General features: G+C 71.4%; 21 protein-coding genes. 8 read left to right on the top strand and 13 right to left on the bottom strand.

The window, feature by feature from the left end; all coding sequences use genetic code 11:
* The coding region (locus HHX41_RS07660; RefSeq protein WP_182905322.1) for a DUF5667 domain-containing protein at positions 1–542 on the top strand (542 nt) is incomplete at its 5' end.
* A gap of 66 nt (positions 543–608) precedes the next feature.
* Complete coding sequence (locus tag HHX41_RS07655; RefSeq protein ID WP_169980930.1) at positions 609–1,478, top strand: HAD family phosphatase; 870 nt, start codon at positions 609–611, stop codon at positions 1,476–1,478.
* 63 nt (positions 1,479–1,541) lie between these two features.
* Here the strand turns inward: HHX41_RS07655 and HHX41_RS07650 are convergent, their stop codons facing one another.
* The 13 genes from HHX41_RS07650 to HHX41_RS07590 all read right to left on the bottom strand — a co-directional run bounded on the left by HHX41_RS07650 (position 1,542) and on the right by HHX41_RS07590 (position 13,275).
* A complete protein-coding gene (locus HHX41_RS07650) occupies positions 1,542–2,564 on the bottom strand; it encodes an alpha/beta fold hydrolase (protein ID WP_169980927.1) in 1,023 nt (340 codons plus the stop codon).
* A 115-nt stretch (positions 2,565–2,679) separates the two neighbouring features.
* Positions 2,680–3,570, bottom strand: coding sequence for a lysophospholipid acyltransferase family protein (locus HHX41_RS07645; protein WP_182905321.1), 891 nt, complete (start codon positions 3,568–3,570; stop codon positions 2,680–2,682).
* On the bottom strand, positions 3,570–4,613 hold the full coding sequence (locus HHX41_RS07640; protein WP_182905320.1) for an NAD-dependent epimerase/dehydratase family protein: 1,044 nt from the start codon (positions 4,611–4,613) through the stop codon (positions 3,570–3,572). The genes HHX41_RS07645 and HHX41_RS07640 overlap by 1 nt, the downstream gene beginning before the upstream one ends.
* Before the next feature lie 71 nt (positions 4,614–4,684).
* Entirely contained in the window at positions 4,685–4,783 is a 99-nt protein-coding gene (locus tag HHX41_RS07635) for a 30S ribosomal protein bS22 (RefSeq protein ID WP_018654693.1), read from the bottom strand.
* 155 nt (positions 4,784–4,938) lie between these two features.
* Positions 4,939–5,142 carry a helix-turn-helix domain-containing protein gene (locus tag HHX41_RS07630; RefSeq protein ID WP_030456159.1) on the bottom strand — a complete coding sequence of 68 codons (204 nt, stop codon included), beginning with the start codon at positions 5,140–5,142 and terminating at the stop codon, positions 4,939–4,941.
* A 312-nt stretch (positions 5,143–5,454) separates the two neighbouring features.
* Positions 5,455–6,234 carry a phosphatase gene (locus HHX41_RS07625; RefSeq protein ID WP_169980921.1) on the bottom strand — a complete coding sequence of 260 codons (780 nt, stop codon included), beginning with the start codon at positions 6,232–6,234 and terminating at the stop codon, positions 5,455–5,457.
* Positions 6,235–6,279: 45 nt separating this feature from the next.
* Positions 6,280–7,443 (bottom strand): acetoin utilization protein AcuC, encoded by a 1,164-nt coding sequence (locus HHX41_RS07620; RefSeq protein ID WP_182905319.1) that lies wholly within the window; start codon positions 7,441–7,443, stop codon positions 6,280–6,282.
* A gap of 103 nt (positions 7,444–7,546) precedes the next feature.
* A complete protein-coding gene (locus tag HHX41_RS07615) occupies positions 7,547–8,731 on the bottom strand; it encodes an ABC transporter permease (RefSeq protein ID WP_169980917.1) in 1,185 nt (394 codons plus the stop codon).
* Positions 8,728–9,462, bottom strand: coding sequence for an ABC transporter ATP-binding protein (locus HHX41_RS07610; RefSeq protein ID WP_182905318.1), 735 nt, complete (start codon positions 9,460–9,462; stop codon positions 8,728–8,730). Before HHX41_RS07610 ends, HHX41_RS07615 begins: the two co-directional genes overlap by 4 nt.
* Positions 9,459–10,853: an efflux RND transporter periplasmic adaptor subunit gene (locus HHX41_RS07605; protein ID WP_259400777.1), complete on the bottom strand. Its 1,395-nt coding sequence runs from the start codon at positions 10,851–10,853 to the stop codon at positions 9,459–9,461. The genes HHX41_RS07610 and HHX41_RS07605 overlap by 4 nt, the downstream gene beginning before the upstream one ends.
* Before the next feature lie 70 nt (positions 10,854–10,923).
* On the bottom strand, positions 10,924–11,718 hold the full coding sequence (gene proC, locus HHX41_RS07600; protein ID WP_169980911.1) for a pyrroline-5-carboxylate reductase: 795 nt from the start codon (positions 11,716–11,718) through the stop codon (positions 10,924–10,926).
* Between the two features lie 97 nt (positions 11,719–11,815).
* Positions 11,816–12,550 carry an ABC transporter permease gene (locus tag HHX41_RS07595; protein WP_169980909.1) on the bottom strand — a complete coding sequence of 245 codons (735 nt, stop codon included), beginning with the start codon at positions 12,548–12,550 and terminating at the stop codon, positions 11,816–11,818.
* Positions 12,547–13,275 (bottom strand): ABC transporter ATP-binding protein, encoded by a 729-nt coding sequence (locus tag HHX41_RS07590; protein WP_249349805.1) that lies wholly within the window; start codon positions 13,273–13,275, stop codon positions 12,547–12,549. The genes HHX41_RS07595 and HHX41_RS07590 overlap by 4 nt, the downstream gene beginning before the upstream one ends.
* Positions 13,276–13,395: 120 nt before the next feature.
* Here HHX41_RS07590 and HHX41_RS07585 point away from each other — a divergent pair, with 120 nt between their 5' ends.
* The 6 genes from HHX41_RS07585 (at position 13,396) to HHX41_RS07560 (ending at position 18,795) form a co-directional block, all read left to right on the top strand.
* Entirely contained in the window at positions 13,396–13,905 is a 510-nt protein-coding gene (locus tag HHX41_RS07585) for a GNAT family N-acetyltransferase (RefSeq protein WP_182905316.1), read from the top strand.
* A gap of 71 nt (positions 13,906–13,976) precedes the next feature.
* A complete protein-coding gene (locus tag HHX41_RS07580; RefSeq protein ID WP_182905315.1) occupies positions 13,977–14,444 on the top strand; it encodes a hypothetical protein in 468 nt (155 codons plus the stop codon).
* A 193-nt stretch (positions 14,445–14,637) separates the two neighbouring features.
* Complete coding sequence (dnaK, locus tag HHX41_RS07575; RefSeq protein ID WP_182905314.1) at positions 14,638–16,500, top strand: molecular chaperone DnaK; 1,863 nt, start codon at positions 14,638–14,640, stop codon at positions 16,498–16,500.
* Entirely contained in the window at positions 16,497–17,138 is a 642-nt protein-coding gene (gene grpE, locus HHX41_RS07570) for a nucleotide exchange factor GrpE (RefSeq protein WP_182905313.1), read from the top strand. Before dnaK ends, grpE begins: the two co-directional genes overlap by 4 nt.
* A 126-nt stretch (positions 17,139–17,264) precedes the next feature.
* Positions 17,265–18,443, top strand: coding sequence for a molecular chaperone DnaJ (gene dnaJ / locus HHX41_RS07565; protein WP_169980900.1), 1,179 nt, complete (start codon positions 17,265–17,267; stop codon positions 18,441–18,443).
* A gap of 4 nt (positions 18,444–18,447) precedes the next feature.
* Positions 18,448–18,795, top strand: coding sequence for a heat shock protein transcriptional repressor HspR (locus tag HHX41_RS07560; protein ID WP_142563365.1), 348 nt, complete (start codon positions 18,448–18,450; stop codon positions 18,793–18,795).
* The last annotated feature ends 13 nt before the right edge of the window (positions 18,796–18,808 follow it).

Here is an 18,808-nt window from a genome sequence, read left to right as displayed (position 1 = left end):
ACGCCGCCGAGCGCGCCGCGGGCAGGCACGCGGCGCCGCCCGCCGCCGGGCCCCCGCGGCCGCGGCCCCGCCGGTCCGCGCTCGTACGGCTGCGCCCCCTGCTGGTGTTCTGCGTGCTGCTGGCGGGGATGTTCGGCACCGGTGTGCGGACCTACCACTCGGTGCCCGGCGAGGTGCTGTACCCGCTGAAGAGGCTGGCGGAGTCGACGGTGCTCGACCTCGCGTACAGCGAGGAGGAGCTGGCGAAACGGGAGATGGTGGCGGCACGGCAGCGGGCGGCCGAGACCGCCTCGCTGGTGGGCACGTCCGCCCCCGACAGCCGCCGCCTGATCGCGCAGACTCTCGACGACATGGAGACGACCACCAGGGCCGCGCTCAGCCGCGTGGCCCGGCGGGGACAGACCTCCGGCGATGCCCGTAAGTTCGCCCGTGAACAGCACAATCTGGTGGAGCCGCTGCTGCCGAAGCTCGACCAGGAAAATCGCGATAAAGCGAACCAGTATCTGAGTTATATCGACTCGTTCACGGGTTCCGGACGTTGACACGTCATGTCCCGCTCACACCCTGGTCCCGTTCCCGGCACCGTCCGGCGGTTAAGCTGATGAGCCATGAGGCGGCTATTGCGACGGCGGGAAGCGGCGGAAATCGCCGGTGAGGTGGCGGCCGCCGCGGCGGTGTCCGCCCCCGAGGTCGTCCCCGACCTCACGGCTGCGGCGTTCTTCGACGTGGACAACACGATGATGCGCGGCGCCTCGATCTACCACTTCGCCCGGGGACTGGCGGCGCGCGGCCTGTTCACCAGCCGTGACCTCATGAAGTTCGCGCTCGGGCAGGCGTGGTTTCGCGTACGGGGCAACGAGAACCCCGAGCACATCGCGAAGGCCAAGGAGATGGCCCTCGCCTTCGTCGCCGGGCTGAAGGTGGACGAGGTCGTCCGGCTGGGCGAGGAGATCTACGACGACGTGATGGCCGACCGCGTGTGGCAGGGCACCCGCGCGCTGGCCCAGGCGCACCTCGACGCCGGGCAGCGCGTGTGGCTGGTCACCGCCACACCGGTCGAGCTGGCCCGGGTCATCGCGCAGCGGCTCGGGCTCACCGGCGCGCTCGGCACCGTCGCCGAGACCGCCGACGGCGCCTACACCGGCAGGCTCGTGGGCGACCTGCTGCACGGCCCGGCCAAGGCCGAGGCCGTCCGGGCGCTGGCGCGCCGTGAGGGTCTCGACCTCGCGCGCTGCTCGGCCTACAGCGACTCGGCCAACGACCTGCCCATGCTCTCCCTGGTAGGGCATGCGCACGCGATCAACCCGGACAGCGAACTGCGCGAGCACGCCAGGGAGAACGGCTGGGACATCCGCGACTTCCGCACGGGCCGGAAGGCGACGATGATCGGCCTGCCGATCGCCGCGACCGCGGGGGCCATCGCGGGCGGCGTCGCCGCCGGCATCGCGCTGCGCCGCCACTACCGCTCCGTCGTCTGACCACGCGCCCGGCGTGCCCCGCGGGGATCCTCCCACGCCCCTCAGGGCGGCCGTGAGCGGTGGTCAGGCCACGGGCCGGTCCGCCACGGCCCGCATGATCAGGGCGGTCAGCTCCCGGTTCACCAGCTCGGGGCGTTCGTAGCCGATCATGTGCCCGGTGCCGGGGATGCGGACGAACCGGGCGCCCGGCAGCGCCTCGGCGATCCTGCGGCTGTGGGCGAGCGGAGTGAGCCGGTCCCGCTCGCCCACCATGACGAGCGTCTTCACGGTCTCCAGCGCCTTCAGCGCGGCGTGCTTGTCGTGCACCCGGAAGTCCCGGAAGAACCCGACCATGACCTCCGTGGGCGTCGCCGTGGCCATCGCGTTCACCACTCGGATGTGCCGGCGGCTCGCTCCCCTGCCGAAGGCGACGTATCGGGTCACCGGCAGGTTCGTCCAGCCCTTCAACCGGGGACGCGCGTCGATGACCGCGGCACGGGCCATCATGTTCTCGAACACCGATGTCGCGACGCGGGGAGCCAGCCGCCCGAACGGCCCCGGGAGACCGAAGGTGCTGGTGTCGAGCCCGCCGGACGAGGTGCTGAGCAGCGCCGCGCCCACCACCCGCGACTCGGTCAGGCCGGGATGCCGGCCCGCGAGCGCCATGATCGTCATGCCGCCCATCGAGTGGCCGACGAGGACGACGGGCAGCCCCTCCGGCACGGCGGCCTCGATGACGGCGGCCAGGTCGTCGCCCAGCCGGTCGATCGTGTACGTCTCCAGCGCCCCGGCCGAGGAGTCGCCGTGCCCGCGCTGGTCGTAGAAGACGAGCGTGCCCAGGCCCGCCAGGGCCTCGCGCTGGAGCTGCCAGCAGTGCCGGTTCATCAGCCAGCCGTGCGCGAAGACGACGGCGCACCGGGGATCGGGATGGTCGTCGATCTCGACGGCCAGACGTACCCCGTCGTCGGTCGTGACCGTCGTCCGGCGCGCGGACGCGCCGTCCGGAGCCTGTGCGGCCTTCGCCCGTCTGGTCTGGACGCGTCGCGCGGTGCCGATCGCCAGGCCGAGGGCGAGCCCGGCGAGGGCGGCCTTCCGCCCCTTGTTCATGGTGCTCCTCCGGGGATGAGGGTGAGCACACCATACCGACCAGTAGGTCGCTTTGTTAGACCCGGTCCCTATGCGATGTCAGACGCCCTTGCCGAAGCGGCAGGAGCCTCTGTTGTCACATCACCATCGGGGGGAACGCCGGTCCCCGGCGCAGCCGCAGGGCGTCGAGCTGCCCCTGCATGATCTCCCGGACGTGGTCGGTCAGGTCGAAGACCAGCATGGGGTCGTCGGCCTCCTCCGGGGCGTACTCGTCGGTCCGGATCGGCTCGCCGAACTCGATCAGCCACTTCGACGGCAGCGGAAGCAGGCCGAGCGGCCCGAGCCAGGGGAACAGCGGCGTGATCGGCAGGTACGGCAGGCCGAGCAGCCGGGCGAGCGACGGGAGGTCACCGATCTTGGGGTAGATCTCCTCCGCCCCCACGATGGCACACGGCACGATCGGCACCCCGGCCCTGATCGCCGACGCGACGAACCCGCCCCGGCCGAACCGCTGGAGCCGGTAGCGCTCGGAGAACGGCTTGCCGATGCCCTTGAATCCCTCGGGGAAGACGCCGACGACCTCGCCCTTGCGCAGCAGCCGGTCGGCGTCCTCGGGGCACGCGAGCGTGTGCCCGGACTTGCGGGCCAGGTGCCCGAGCACGGGCAGCTGGTAGACCAGGTGGGCGCCGAGCAGACGCAGCGGCCTGCCCAGCTCGTCGTGCATCGCGACCTGCAGCATCAGCGCGTCCACGGGCAACGTGCCGGAATGGTTGGCCACGATCAGCGCGCCGCTGTCGGCCGGCACGTTGCCCAGGCCGAGGGCCTCGGTCCTGAACCAGTGCCGGTAGAGCGGGCGCAACGCCTCCAGCAGCACCCTCTCGTTGAGCTCGGGGTCGTAGCCGAACTCGTCGACCTCGTACTCGCCGGTGATCCTGCGCCGCAGGAAGGCGAACAGCTCGGCGAGCCGCCCGTCGGCCGTGCCTCCGGCCGCGCCCTCCGCCGTGTGCCGGTCCCGGAAGTCGTCCATCAGCGTCCCGTCAGGAGATCGGCCAGCCAGTCGACCACGGCGCGCGGCAGCTCGCCGGGGCCGCCGCGGGAGCGGAGGAAGTCGTCGAACGCCGCCGCGGTGCTGTACTTCGGCCGCCAGCCGAGCTCGGCGGCGAGCCTGGTGGTGTCCACCGCGCGGCCGTGGCTCATGAGCGACAGCTGCTCGGGCGAGAAGTCCACCAGCCGTGCGCCCCTGGCGACCCCGCTGACGAGGCGGAAGGCGGGAGACGGCATCGGGACCACCGGCCGGCCCGTGCGCCGCGCGCACTGCGACAGCAGCAGAACGCCGTCGCCCGAGACGTTGAACACACCGGCGTGGTCGGCCCGCGCCGTACGGCACAGCACCTCGACCGCGTCGTCCTCGTGGACGAACTGCAGCCGGGGGTCGAACCCGAGCACGGTCGGCAGCACGGGCTGGGAGAAGTACCGCGTCAGCGGCGAGTCGACGCCCGGTCCCATGAGGTTGGCGAACCGCAGCGTGGTCGTCGTCACGTCGGGCCGGCGCCGGGCGAAGCCCCGCACGTACGTCTCCACCTCTGTGGCGTCCCTGGCGTAGCCGTGATGGGACACCTCGACCGGCATGGTGTCCTCGGTGAACACGGCCGGAGCGTGCGGCGAGGAGCCGTACACGGCCGTGGTGGACCGCACGACCACCCGGCGCACCGTGGCGGAGCGCTGACACGCCGCGAGCAGCTGCATCGTCCCGATGACGTTGTGCTCCTTCATGGCCGGCCGGCCGCCGGTGTCACCGGCCCGGCCGCCGCCGGGGCCGCTGACCAGGCTGAGGTGCACGACGGTGTCGACGTCGGCGTCCCTGATGACCTTGACCAGGTCGGGACTGCGCAACGCGACCCGGACGAACTCGGTGCGGCCGAGCACCGCGCCGTCCTCCCCGGCAGGGGATGGCGGCGGTGCCGTGTCCACGCCGATGACCCGGTCGATCTCCGGGTCGGCCGCGAGCGCGATCGCCACACGAGCGCCGACGTGACCGGAGACGCCGGTGACCAGCACAGTACGAGTCATCGAGGCCTCGCCGGGGGTGTGCGTGTTCACGGTCGCCCGGTCCCTGAGGACCGGTGCGCGCTCCGTCTCGGCTACTTCTTGTTACGCCGCTGGATACGGGTCTTCTTCAGCAGCTTGCGGTGCTTCTTCTTGGCCATGCGCTTGCGGCGCTTCTTGATCACAGAGCCCACGGGACCCCCAGGTGAAGGTGTGACTGTCCAACCGGCGCGCGAGCGCACACCGGCTCAACAGACTACCGGCGATCCGTGGTAGATCGCTCCCCCGGGGGACCCCGCATCGGCCGGGAGTCGGCCACGCCACCGTCAAGCGCGGCCTCCCGGGCGGTTCACCCTGCTTCGATGAACGCGTCCCGCAAGTAGTCGTGGACCGCCTGCTCGGGCACCCTGAAGGACCGGCCGACACGGATGGCCGGTAACTCACCGGAGTGCACAAGCCGGTACACGGTCATCTTGGACACCCGCATGACGGTCGCCACCTCGGCCACCGTCAAGAACTTCACCTCGCTGAGAGGTCTTTCGCCTGCACCCATCGGACGCCTCTTCCGCACGTGTTTCCGGGTTATCCCCACTGGTGCCATTGCTCACGCACGTGTACTGCCGTCAGCGTAAGTCCGGACTCCGACTAGGCAAACCCCTCATTTCATCAGCCATCAGAGCCGTATGCCGTCAAAACCGGGAAAGTCGCTGGCAGCAGCCGGACCGTGCCCCTCGCCTCAACCTTGGAACGGACCAACTTCTCTCCCATTAGAGTCGCCCAGGCACAGAAAAAAGTTGGCAAACGGTCGGCACAGAGGCGCAAAAGCGGGCGCGAAATGCCCGGTTTGGGAGGTCCGGAAGGGGAGTCAGAGGCTGCGGGCGACCCGGGCGAGCAGGTACGCCGTCAACGGAGCGTAGAAGCGGGGTAGCACGTTGTCGTCCAGGGGAACGGTGACCGCGATCTTCCCCTCGGCCTCGCCCACGAACAGCGCCGGGTCGTTGCTGTCGGCGAAACCCACGGTCTCGACCCCGGCCTCGCCCGCGGCCCCGGCCCAGCCGTGATCGGCGATCACGAAGTCGGGCCGCTCCTCGGCCAGCATCGCCTCCATCGGCACCGCCTCATGGGTGTGGACGAACGTGCCCCGGTCCTCCAGCATCGCCACGCCGTCCAGGTAGCGGATCCGCCTGCGGCGGCCCAGGCCGCCGATGTGCGTCCACCCCTCGGCCGGGAAGAGCAGGGTCGCCCCGTTCTCCGCGAGGAACCGCGCCAGCGCGAGGTGGATGGTGAGCAGACCGGTCGGGTGACCGGTGGCGAGCACGATCCGGGGCGAGGCGCGCCGCAGCACCTTCGCGATCCGCTCGCCCATCTCCTCGACGGCGTCGATGGTCCGCTCGGGGTCGATGGTGTCGGGGCCCTCGCGGTGCCCGGGATCCGCGACCACCCCTGCCTTCTCGGCCATCAGCGCGAGCACCTCGTGATAGGACCACTCGCCCTCGAAGCTGAGCCCGAAGAGGTAGTGCGGGTCGCGCAGCGCGAGCGACCGGTAGTGATCGAGGTTGTTCTCGCGGCTGGTCGCCACGTCACCGGCGATGGCGGTCCTGACGAGGTGTTCGCGCAGTTCGGCTCGGGAGGGTGGAAGGGTCACGACAGGTACAGCGCTCCTCGACTCGGCGTGATTCCGGCGCCACGGCTACGGCATGGGGTCCAGCCCGTGGAAGGGGAACACCGCCTTCCTGGTCGCGATGACGGCCCGGTCGACGGCGTCGGCTGGATCGTACCCCTCCGAAATGTCACGCCATTGCGGATGCCGTCCGTCCGTCATCCGCAGCGGCGGGATCTCCCCGGTGCGCTCCCGCACGAAGGTCCGCCAGGTCGCCGGGGTCTCGGTCGACGGATCGACGGGGCGTCCCACCGCCTCGGCGATCAGGTGGGTCCACGCCCGCGGCACGACCTGGACCAGCTCGTATCCCCCGCCGCCCACCGCGATCCACCGGCCCCCGGCGGTCTCGTGGGCCAGCCGGTGCAGCGCGGCGTACGCCGTGCGCTGCCCGTCGAGGCTGAGCATCAGGTGGGCCAGCGGGTCGAGGGCGTGGCTGTCGCAGCCCTGCTGGGTGACCAGGATCTGCGGCTGGAAATGCCGCAGCAGCGGCGGGACCACCGCGTGGAAGGCGCGCAGCCACCCGGCGTCGCCGCACCCGGCCGGCAGCGCGACGTTGACCGCCGTGCCCTCCGCGCCGGTCTCCTGGGGGAAGCCGGTGCCGGGGAACAGCGTGCGCGGGCTCTCGTGCAGGCTGATCGTGAGCACCCTCGGGTCGTCGTAGAACGCCGTCTGCACGCCGTCGCCGTGGTGCACGTCCACGTCCACGTACGCGATCCTGGTCGCGCCCTGCGACAGCAGCCACGCGATGGCGACGGCCGGGTCGTTGTAGACGCAGAAGCCGCTGGCGGCGCCGGGCATGGCGTGGTGCAGCCCGCCTGCGACGTTGACCGCGTGCTCGGCCTCACCCGTCCACACCGCCCTGGCGGCGGCCAGCGTCGCCCCCGTGACCAGGGCGGAGGCCTCGTGGACGCCCACGAAGGCGGGATTGTCCTCGGTGCCGAGCCCGTAGCGCAGGTCCGGGCGGCCGTCCTTGGAGACGTTCTTGACCGCCTCGATGTAGTCCCGGTTGTGCACCAGCGCGATCTCGTCCTCGGTCGCGGGAACGCAGCGGGTCATCTCCGCGGCGTCGAGCACGCCCAGGTCGCGGGCGAGTGCCATGGTGAGCTCGACGCGTACGGGCGCGAGCGGATGGCCGGGCCCGAAATCATAGGAAACCAGAGCGTCGTCCCAAACCACCCGCACCGCCTGACTCATGCCGCGACGCTACCGCACGGCTGGTCGCGGACGTCGATACGGGCGTCGCGGGCCGTGACGACGCCAGTCCGTGTCAGCCGGCATCATTCGGCATCAGCCGGCATCAGTCGGCGCGGAGGGCGACGACGGGGTCGAGCCTGGCCGCGCGCCGGGCGGGGGCCACGCCGAAGAAGACGCCCACGGCCGCGGAGACCCCGAAGGCGAGCGCGATCGACCACCAGGTGATCGACGCGGGCACCGGCGAGACCGTCCGGATCAGCAGCGCTCCGCCGACGCCGGTCAGGATGCCGATCACGCCGCCGATCGTGGTCAGCAGCACGGCCTCGATCAGGAACTGACCGAGGATGTCGCGGCCGCGGGCGCCGAGCGCCTTGCGCAGGCCGATCTCCTTGGTCCGCTCTCTGACGCTGACCAGCATGATGTTGGACACGCCGACGCCGCCGACCAGCAGAGAGATCCCCGCGATGGCCGCCAGCACGCCGGTCAGCATGCCGAGGACCGTGCCGATCGTGCCGAGAAGCTGCGTCTGCGTGACGGCCGAGAACTTCTCGCCCGGGTAGCGGGCGTCCAGGGCGGCCACGACCCGCTGCCGCAGCGGTTCGATCTCGTCCGGGCCGGAGGCGCCGACGGCGATGCCGTTGATCCTCGGCAGTCCGATCAGCCGCTGGGCGGTGGTGACCGGCAGGTGCACCTCCTGGTCCCGCGCCACCCCGAACGTCGACCCGACGGTCTCGTAGACGCCGATCACCCGGAACCGCACCCCGGCGATCGTGACCTGGCGGCCGATCGGGTCGACGTCGCCGAACAGCTTGGCCGCGACCTCCGCGCCGAGGATCGCCACCCGCCGCCGCGTGTCCACGTCGGTCTCGGTGAGGTAGCGGCCCCGGCGCAGTGGGCGGTCGAACACGTGCGGCATGTTCTCGTCGGTCCCGGTGAGCGTGGCGAACACCTCCACGCGCCCCACCCGGACCGGCTCGCCGGAGTTCACCGCCACTGTCACCTTGGACGGGTCGCCGACCACGCGCCGCACGTACGCGACGTCCGCCAGGTCGAGACGGCTCTGGGTGGGGGCCGCGCCCAGCCCCACCTGTCCGGGGACCACGAGGATGATGTTGCTGCCCAGCCCCGCGATCTCGCTTTCGACGGCGTTCTTTGCCCCGGTGCCGACGGCGACGAGGATCACGACCGAGAGCACGCCGATGATCACGCCGAGCATGGTCAGCATGCTGCGCAGCCGGTTGACCCGCAGCGCCTCCACCGCCATCCGCAGCGCCTCGGCGGTTCTCACGCGTCCGCCTCCTCCGCTGTGTCCGCCTCCGCTGTGTCCATCTCCACCCTGCCGTCCCGTACGCGGATCTGACGGCGGGCCCGGGCGGCGACCTCGGCGTCGTGGGTGACGAGGACGACGGCCACGCCGCCCTCGTTGAGCCGTTCGAGCAGGCCCATCACCTCCTCGCCGTTGCGGGTGTCGAGGTTGCCGGTCGGCTCGTCGGCGAGCACCACCCGCGGGTCGCCCACCAGCGCGCGGGCGAGCGCCACCCGCTGCTGCTCGCCACCGGACATCTGGGACGGCCGGTGCGTGAGCCGGTGACCGAGCCCGACCGCCTCCAGCGCCGCCCGGGCCCGCTCCCTGCGCTCGGCCCTGGGCACGCCCCGGTAGACCAGCGGCAGCGCCACGTTGTCGAGGGCGGACGTGCGGGCCAGCAGGTGGAAGGACTGGAACACGAAGCCGATCGTGCGGTTGCGCAGGCCGGCCAGCCCGGCGTCGTCGAGCGTCGCCACGTCGACTCCGTCCACCCGCAACGTGCCCGAGGTCGGCCGGTCGAGGCAGCCGAGCAGGTGCATGAGTGTCGACTTGCCCGACCCCGACGGGCCCACGATCGCCGCGAACTCCCCCTGCCCGATGCGCAGGTCCACTCCGCGCAGCGCGTCGACCAGCACTCCTCCGTCCAGCCGGTAGGAGCGGGTGAGGCCGATCGCCTCGAACGCCGGCGCTCCCGCGCCGTCGTCGCGGCTCACGACAGGGACTGGCCGGGGCGTACGGCGTCGGCGCCCCTGACCACCACCTGCTCGCCCGGAGACACCCCGCTCAGGATCTCCACGACCGCGTCGCCCTGCGCGCCCAGCCGTACGACCCGCCGTTCCGCCCTGCCGCCGCGCACCGCCCACACGATCGTCTCCCGGCCGCTCGTCACGATCGCCGACGCGGGCACGGCCGTGGCGTTCTCCGACCGGCGTACGGCCAGCCGCACGACCGCGCTCATCCCCGGCTTGGGCGCGGGGGCCGCGCCGCCGTCGTCGTAGGAGCCCCGGCCCAGGCGCAGCCGTACGGGATAGCTGACGCCGCCCGTCGCGCCCTCCTTGGGCGTGACCCCGACGCCCGTCACGGTGGCGGTGTACGTCGCGCCGGTCACCGCGTCGAACTCGGCCTCGGCCCGCGTGCCCTCGCGGACCAGCAGCACGTCGGTCTCGTCGACGTCGGCGGACAACGTGAGCACGGACACGTCGGTCACCGTGGCGATCGGGTCTCCGGCGGCCACCGGGACGCCGGTGGCGATCGTCCCGCCGGAACGGCCCGCGGGAGCGGCCGCCGCGGCTCCCGCCTGGCCCGCCAGCCCGGCCGGCAGTTGCGAGACCAGCGCGCCGAGGCCGGCCGCGCTCCCGGCGGAGGACGCGCCACCGAGCGTGACCACCCCGCCGAAGGGGGCCCTGACGACCAGGGCGTCCACGGTCTGCTCGGCCGCGCGCACGGCCGCCCTGGTCTGGGACCTCGACGCCGCCCGCAGCGACGCCATCGACGCGCTCAGCCCGCTCATCCCCGCGCTGACCTGGCCGCTCACCTGCGACAGGCTCTGGTCGATCGATCGGGTGAGCCCGTCGAGCACCTCACCCAGCGCCCGGCGCTGGGCTCGCTGACGCTGCTCGGCGGCGTCGATGGCGGCCAGCAGCCGGGCCCGGGTCGTGCGGTCGCCGATCGACCTGGCGGCCTTCCTCGCCCGGGCGAAGGACTGGGAGACGTGGGCGTCGAGCGAGGCCGGCAGTCGCAGGCGCGGCAGCCGTACGCTCGCCGGAGCGCCGCCCGCGCCGCCGAAGGAGACCGGACGGGCGGCCTGCCGGTCGGCCTTCCGGGCGGCGGAAAGCTGCTGCCTGGCCTGGGGAGAGCTGATCCTGGCGAGGATCTGGCCCTTCTTCACCGTGTCGCCGTCCTGGACGTACAGGCGGGCGACCGTGCCCGGAGCGGGGGCGGTCAGAGTGGCCGTCGCACGCGCGCCCACCGTCGCCGGGGCCTCGACGACCTCGCTGACGGTGGTCCTGGTGACCGTCGCCACCTGGGTTCTCCGGGGTTCCGGCGACGAGCACCCGGCGGCGAGCAGGACGGCGAGAAGCGGGATGATCCCGCCACGGGACATCACCGGCCAATCGTAAAGCGATGGTCAACATCCGTCCCGGAGATGCCGGTCCGGCGCGAAATCCGGTATGTCAGCCGGCGGCGAGACGGCGGCTGCGCTCGCAGGCGGCCTCGATCGCGTCGAGGAACGCGGCCCGCACCTTGTGGCGCTCCAGTTCGGCGATGGCGGCGATCGTGGTGCCTCCGGGCGAGGTCACGGCCTCGCGCAGGATCACCGGGTGCTCCCCGGAGTCGCGCAGCATGATCGCGGCACCGACGATCGACTGGGTGACCATGTCGAGAGCGGCGGCGCGCGGCATGCCCAGCAGGATCCCGGCGTCGACCATGGCCTCGACCAGGTAGAAGAAGTACGCCGGGCCGCTGCCGGACAGCGCGGTGGCCGCGTCCTGCTGCTTCTCGGGGATGCGCAGCACCTTGCCCACCGGGCTGAGCAGCGCCTCGGTGCGCTTGAGGTGCTCCTCGGAGGCGTGGGCCCCGGCCGAGATGACGCTCATGGCCTCGTCCACCAGGACGGGCGTGTTGGACATGACCCGCACGACCGCGACGCCGTCGCCGAGCCTCTCCTCCACGAACGCGGTCGTGATGCCGGCGGCCACCGAGATCACCAGCCGGTCGGCGGCCACGTGCGGGGCGATCTCGGTCAGCAGCGCGTCCATGTCCTGCGGCTTGACCGCGAGGATCAGCGTCTCGGCCAGCTTGGCGGCCTCGGCGTTGCCCGCGACCCGCACGCCGTACCGCTCGCGCAGCGCATCGGCCCGCTCGGGCCTGCGGGCCGTCGCCACGATCTCCTCGGGTCGCAGACCGGCGCGTACCAGCCCGGAGAGCAGGGCCTCGCCCATCTTTCCGGTCCCGAGAATCGCGATCATTCCTGCACCTCTTCTGGGCTTCGCCGGGATCTCCACGCAGCTTACCGACCTCGCGGGACGGAGCCGAACTCGCCGGCCGCCGACCTCCGGCCCGCGCTCAGGGGGTCCGGCGTCGCAGCGTGGCGGCGCCGAGCAGGAGGGCGAGCACGGCCGACCCCGCCACCACCAGGACGTCGCGCCAGAACTCGCCGCCCGGATCGGCGTCCGCGACCGCGTGCGCCATCGCCTCGATCGCGTACGACATGGGCAGCACGTTGGAGATCCATTCGAGCACGGTCGCCATCTGCCCGCGCGGCACGAGGATCCCCCCGAGCAGGATCTGGGGGAGCATGACGATCGGCATGAACTGCACGGCCTGGAACTCCGTACGGGCGAACGCGCTGCACAGCAGGCCGAGCGCGGTGCCGAGCAGGGCGTTGAGCAGCGCGACGAGCACCAGCGGCCACAGCGCGCCCGGCAGGTCCAGGCCCAGCCAGGTGAGGGAGACGGCCAGCGCCAGCGCCACCTGGGCGCACGCCGCCAGCCCGAACGCGAGGCCGTACCCGAGGAGGAGGTCGAGCCGGCCGAGCGGCATCGCCATGAGCCGCTCCAGCGTGCCCGACGTGCGCTCGCGCAGGGTGGCTATCGAGGTGATGAGGAACATCACCAGGAAGGGGAAGACGCACAGCAGGATCGGCGCCCAGCGGCCGAACGCCCGCTCGTCGTCCATCACGTAGTAGAGCAGGATCATCACCAGCGTCGGCACGAGCACCATCAGCGCGACCGTGCGCCTGTCATGGCGGAGCTGGGTCGTGATCCGCCGTGCCGTGGCGAGGGTGATCGCGACGTTCATGCCGCCGCCCTCTCCTCGATCAGGCGCAGGAACGCCTCCTCCAGGTCCGTCGTTCGCGTGTGCGCGCGCAGTCCGCCGGGGGTGTCGTCGGCGAGGATCTCCCCCTGGCGCAGCACGATCAGCCGCTCGCACCGCGCGGCCTCGTCCATGACATGGCTGGAGACCAGGATCGTGGTGCCGCCCCCGGCCAGGCGGTGGAAGAGCGTCCACAGCTCCTGCCTCAGCACGGGGTCGAGCCCGACCGTCGGCTCGTCGAGCACGAGCAGTTGCGGACGGCCGAGCAGCGCGACGGCGAGCCCGGCCCGGCCCAGCTGGCCGCCCGAGAGCGTGGACCCGAGCTGGTGGGCGGCGCCGGCGAGCCCGACCTCCGTCAGGACCCGCTCGGGGTCGTCCTTCGGGGCGCCGAGCACGGCCGCGAAGTAGCGCAGGTTCTCCAGCACGGTCAGGTCCCGGTAGACGGCCGGGCTCTGGGTGGAGTAGCCGATCCTGCGCCGCAGGCCCGCGCTTCCGGCCGGCTCGCCGAGCACGCGTACCTCGCCGCCGCCGACGATCTGGACGCCCACGATCGCCCGCATGAGCGTCGTCTTGCCGCAGCCACTCGGCCCGAGCAGGCCGGTGACCTGCCCCCGGGGCACTTCGAAGGTGAGGCCGTGCAGGACCTCCACCCCGCCCCTGGACACCCGCAGATCCCGTACGGCGATCGCGGGATCCGATAAATTCATCATGCGTTGAAATTAGCCCCCGGGGGGACGGCGCGTCAATGGCGGCCGGTTGAGGACCGCATTCCCTGCCACTGGCGAAAGTGAATTGTCCGGAAGAGCAGCACATGGGTAACTTCGCGGCCTATGACCCCGACTCTGCGTACCGAGCGCCTGCTGCTGGAGCCGTACACCCCCGAAGACGAGGAAGACTTCGTCACCCTGTTCCAGGACCGGAGGGTTTCGCAGTGGATGGGCGACGGCCCCGCCGCCGAGGCGGAGTACCGCGCCCTGTTCGGACGGATCTTCACAAAGGTCTATGCCCAGGAGTCGTTCGACGTCTGGGCCGTTCGCCGGAACGGCCGCTTCGCCGGGCACGCCGAGATCAAGCCGACGGACGTGGCGGAAGGCTACGAGATCATCTACGCGCTGGCCCCCGACACGTGGGGATCGGGCCTGGGGAGAGAGCTGGCCGGGGCGATCGTCGCCTACGGCTTCGACGTCCTGGGGCTCGCCGAGGTGTACGCCACCGTGGCGGCGCCGAACACCGCCTCGCTGGCCGTGCTGGACAGGATCGGCTTCGAGCACGTCCGGGACATCGCCGAAGACGACGGGAGCGTCACCCGCGTGCTGACGCGCCGCCGGGACGCGTTGTGAGGGCGCCTCGGGCGATGCCCGGGGCGATGACGGCGGGTGAACCGGAGGCTCTTTACAACCGTGTAAGGGGCATGAGAAAGCTCTGGCTCGTGGCCCTCCTGTTCCTGGCGGTCGCCTGCGGGGGGACCTCCTCCACCTCGGCCTCACCCGAACAGCCGGACGGTTCCCCCACCGGTGCCGAGGCCGGCCACGGCTCGCCCGCACCCGCCTCGCCGTCCGGCGCCCCGAGCGGCACCCCCTCTCCCGTGACCCCGGCCGGGCCCACCCTGAACCCGCGCAAGGTGCCGTGGGAGAGCGCCACTCCCGCCGCCGACGGCCGGTCCCTCGACGTGGTGTGGTGGTCGGGCGTGGAGCCCTGCAACGTGCTCGACCACGTCGAGGTGACCGAGACGGCGCGCGAGGTCACCGTGACGCTGTACGAGGGGCAGGACCGGCGCTCGCCCGACGCCATGTGCATCGCGATCGCGATACTCAAGACCACGAAGGTGCAGCTCAAGGCACCCCTCGACGGCCGGAAGGTCGTGGACGGCGCCAACTAGGCCGGGCGACGGGCAACCTGAGCGCCGCCTGCCGCGAAGCAGCGCGGACGCCTCGCGCTGCGTTCGCGATGATGGGAAGAAATCCGCGCGTCCCAGGGTTGAGCCTCATAGACTCAAGCTGTTTGACAGAACCCCGACCGGGGGCCCAGTATTTGAGTCTGACCGACTCAACTTTGACTACAAGGACGTACTCATGGCACGTGCGGTAGGTATCGACCTGGGGACGACCAACTCCGTCGTCTCGATCCTCGAGGGCGGCGAGCCCACGGTCATCGCGAACGCCCAGGGCTCGCGGACCACGCCGTCCGTGGTCGCGTTCGCGAAGAACGGGGAGGTTCTCGTCGGCGAGGTCGCCAAGCGGCAGGCGGTGACGAACGTCGACAGGACCATCCGCTCGGTCAAGCGCCACATGGGCACGAACTGGTCGATCGAGATCGACGGCAAGAAGTTCACGCCCCAGCAGATCAGCGCGTTCGTCCTGCAGAAGCTCAAGCAGGACGCGGAGGCGTACCTGGGCGAGAAGATCACCGACGCGGTGATCACCGTCCCGGCGTACTTCAACGACGCCCAGCGGCAGGCCACCAAGGAGGCCGGCCAGATCGCGGGCCTCAACGTGTTGCGCATCATCAACGAGCCCACCTCCGCGGCCCTGGCCTACGGCCTGGACAAGGAGAAGGACCAGACCATCCTGGTCTTCGACCTCGGCGGCGGCACCTTCGACGTGTCCCTGCTCGACGTCGGCCAGGAGGACGGGCACGGGTTCGTCGAGGTCAAGGCCACCAGCGGTGACAACCACCTGGGCGGCGACGACTGGGACCAGAGGGTCGTCGACGAACTGGTGACCCGCTTCAAGAACGCGCACGGCGTGGACCTGTCCAAGGACAAGATGGCCCTCCAGCGCCTGCGCGAGGCGGCCGAGAAGGCCAAGATCGAGCTGTCGGCCCAGACCGAGACCACGATCAACCTGCCCTACATCACCGCCTCCTCGGAGGGCCCGCTGCACCTGGAGGAGAAGCTCACCCGGGCGGAGTTCCAGCGGATCACCGCCGACCTGCTCGAGCGCTGCAAGGGCCCCTTCAACCAGGTCATCAAGGACGCGGGGATCAAGGTCGCCGACATCGCCCACGTGGTCATGGTCGGCGGCTCCACCCGTATGCCGGCCGTGTCCGAGCTGGTCAAGGAGCTGACCGGCGGCAAGGAGCCCAACAAGGGCGTGAACCCGGACGAGGTCGTCGCCATCGGCGCCGCGCTCCAGGCCGGCGTCCTCAAGGGCGAGGTCAAGGACGTCCTGCTGCTCGACGTCACCCCGCTGAGCCTCGGCATCGAGACCAAGGGCGGGATCTTCACCAAGATCATCGAGCGCAACACGACGATCCCGACCAAGCGCTCGGAGGTCTTCACCACGGCCGAGGACAACCAGCCGTCGGTGCAGATCCAGGTCTACCAGGGCGAGCGTGAGATCGCGGCGTACAACAAGAAGCTGGCCACCTTCGAGCTGACCGGCATCGCCCCGGCCCCGCGCGGCATCCCGCAGATCGAGGTCACCTTCGACATCGACGCCAACGGCATCGTGAACGTCTCGGCGAAGGACCTCGGCACGGGCAAGGAGCAGTCGATGACCATCACCGGCGGCTCGGCTCTGGGCAAGGACGACATCGAGCGCATGATGCGCGAGGCGGAGTCCTACGCCGAGGAGGACAAGAACCGCCGCGAGGAGGCCGAGGTCCGCAACAACGCGGACGCGCTGGCCTACCAGACGGAGAAGTTCCTCCGCGAGAACGACGAGAAGGTCCCGGCCGACGTGAAGACCGAGGTCAACGACTCGCTCGCCGAGCTGAAGAAGGCGCTGGAGGGCACCGACGTCCCCGCCATCCGCACCGCCGCCGAGAAGCTCGCGACCGTCAGCCAGAAGATGGGCTCGGCGATCTACGCCCAGTCGCAGGCCGGCGCCGCGGCGGGCGCGGGCGCGGGCCCGGAGGGCGCGCAGGCGAAGGCCGACGAGGACGTGGTCGAGGCGGAGATCGTCGACGACGAGCGGGAGGGCGGCCGCAAGTGAGCCCGCGTGAGAACGGCGCCCAGGAGGAGCCGGTGATCCGCGACAACCGCAAGATCGACCCGGAGACCGGCAAGGCCCGTGACTCCGCCGGGGACGCCACCGAGGCACCCCCGGCGGACCACGGCGCGGAGACGGCGACGGCGCCCGCCGAGGGGTCCGCCAGGGACCTGCTCGCCGAGCGCACCGCCGACCTCCAGCGGCTCCAGGCGGAGTACAGCAACTACCGCAAGCGGGTCGATCGCGACCGGGTCGCCGTCAAGGAGCAGGCCGTCGCGAACGTGCTCACCGAACTGCTGCCGGTGCTTGACGACATCGGTCGCGCACGCGACCACGGCGAGCTGACCGGTGGCTTCGCGAAGGTGAGCGAGTCGCTGGAGGCGACCCTCGGCAAGCTGGGCCTGACCGCGTACGGCGCGAAGGGCGACCCCTTCGACCCCACCGTGCACGAGGCGCTGATGCACAGCTACTCGGCGGAGGTGAGCGAGCCGACGTGCGTCGAGATCCTCCAGCCGGGCTACCGGGTCAACGACCGGATCCTGCGGGCCGCCCGCGTGGCCGTCGCCGAGCCGAGCGAGGAGGCGGCGCCGGAGGAGACGGCGGCCGGCTCCGGTGAGTCCGGCGGGCCGGACGAGAACTGAAACCGCGGAGGTCTCTCCCGATCGGCGAAGATCGGGAGAGACCCGCGAGGGCACCCGCGACGACAGCCGCGGGATCGCCCGCGGGACCACTGATTGACTCCCCCTTTCGTGCGAAGGAAGCGATAGATGAGCACCAAGGACTACTTGGAAAAGGACTACTACGCCGTCCTTGGTGTGCCCAAGACCGCGAGCGCCGAGGAGATCAAGAAGGCGTACCGCAAGCTCGCCCGGCAGTACCACCCCGACGCCAACCCGGGGAACAAGGAGGCCGAGGAGAAGTTCAAGGCGGTCTCCGAGGCGTACGACGTGCTGTCCGACGTCAAGCGGCGTAAGGAGTACGACGAGGCGCGCACCCTGTTCGGATCGGGTGTGGGCGGCTTCGCGGGGGCGGGCGGACCGCGCGGTGCCGGGGGCGGCTTCAACTTCGACCTCGGCGACCTGTTCGGCGGCTCGGGGTCGGGCGAGCGGATCGGGGACCTGTTCGGGGGGCTGTTCAACCGGGGCGGCGCGGGCACGGGCACGCGCACGACCAATGCCCGGCCCCGGCGCGGCCAGGACGTCGAATCGGAGGTGACGCTCGCCTTCGGCGAGGCGGTCGACGGCACGACCGTGTCACTCCGGCTCACCAGTTCGGCCGCCTGCACCGCCTGTGGCGGCACGGGGGCGAAGGCGGGCACCACGCCACGGGTCTGCCCGACCTGCGAGGGAACCGGGGCGGCCAGCCGCAACCTCGGCAACTTCGCCTTCTCCGAGCCGTGCCGCGACTGCCGCGGCCGGGGCCTGGTCGTCGACGACCCCTGCCCCGTCTGCGACGGCAGCGGGCGCGGCAAGAGCACCCGTACGATTCAGGCCCGCATCCCGGCCGGGGTCGGCGACGGCCAGCGCATCAGGATCAAGGGCAAGGGCGCGCCCGGTGAGAACGGCGGCCCGGCCGGCGACCTCTACGTGCTGGTCCACGTCAAGCCGCACCCCGTGTTCGGGCGCAGCGGGGAGAACCTGACCGTCACGGTCCCCGTCACCTTCCCCGAGGCCGCGCTCGGCGCCGAGATCAAGGTGCCGACCCTCCGGGGGATGCCGGTGACCCTGCGCATTCCCGAGGGGACGCCCAACGGGCGGACGTTCCGCGTGCGCGGCAGGGGGGCCTCCCGCAAGGACGGCACGAAGGGCGACCTGCTGGTCACCGTGCAGGTCGCGGTGCCCCAGAACCTCGACGACAAGGCTCGCGCGGCCCTCGAGGAGTTCAGGAACGCCACGGAGGGCCCGGACCTTCGCGAAGAGCTCATCAAGCAGGCCAGAAGCGAGTGAGCCGATGGATGCCAGGTTTTTCGACATCTCCGACGACACACCTGTTTATGTGATCTCCGTAGCCGCCCAGCTGTCCGGGCTGCACCCGCAGACGCTCCGCCAGTACGACCGGCTCGGGCTCGTCAGCCCCGGTCGTACGGCCGGGCGGGGGCGGCTGTACTCGACAAGGGACATCGTGCTCCTGCGCGAGGTCCAGCGGCTCTCCCAGGAGCACGGCATCAACCTCGCCGGCATCAAGCGCATCCTCGAACTCGAAACCGAGAACATGCGCCTGCGCGAGGAGGTCACCCGGCTCAGGGGTGAGCTCACGATGTTGCGGGCACTGGTCCGCTACGAACTGCCACCTGCCTGACCGGCGAATCGAG

Origin of the sequence: Microbispora sp. H13382 (assembly GCF_014161445.1) — a bacterium.
GTDB lineage: Bacteria > Actinomycetota > Actinomycetes > Streptosporangiales > Streptosporangiaceae > Microbispora.
This window is presented reverse-complemented; position numbering and strand designations above follow the sequence as displayed.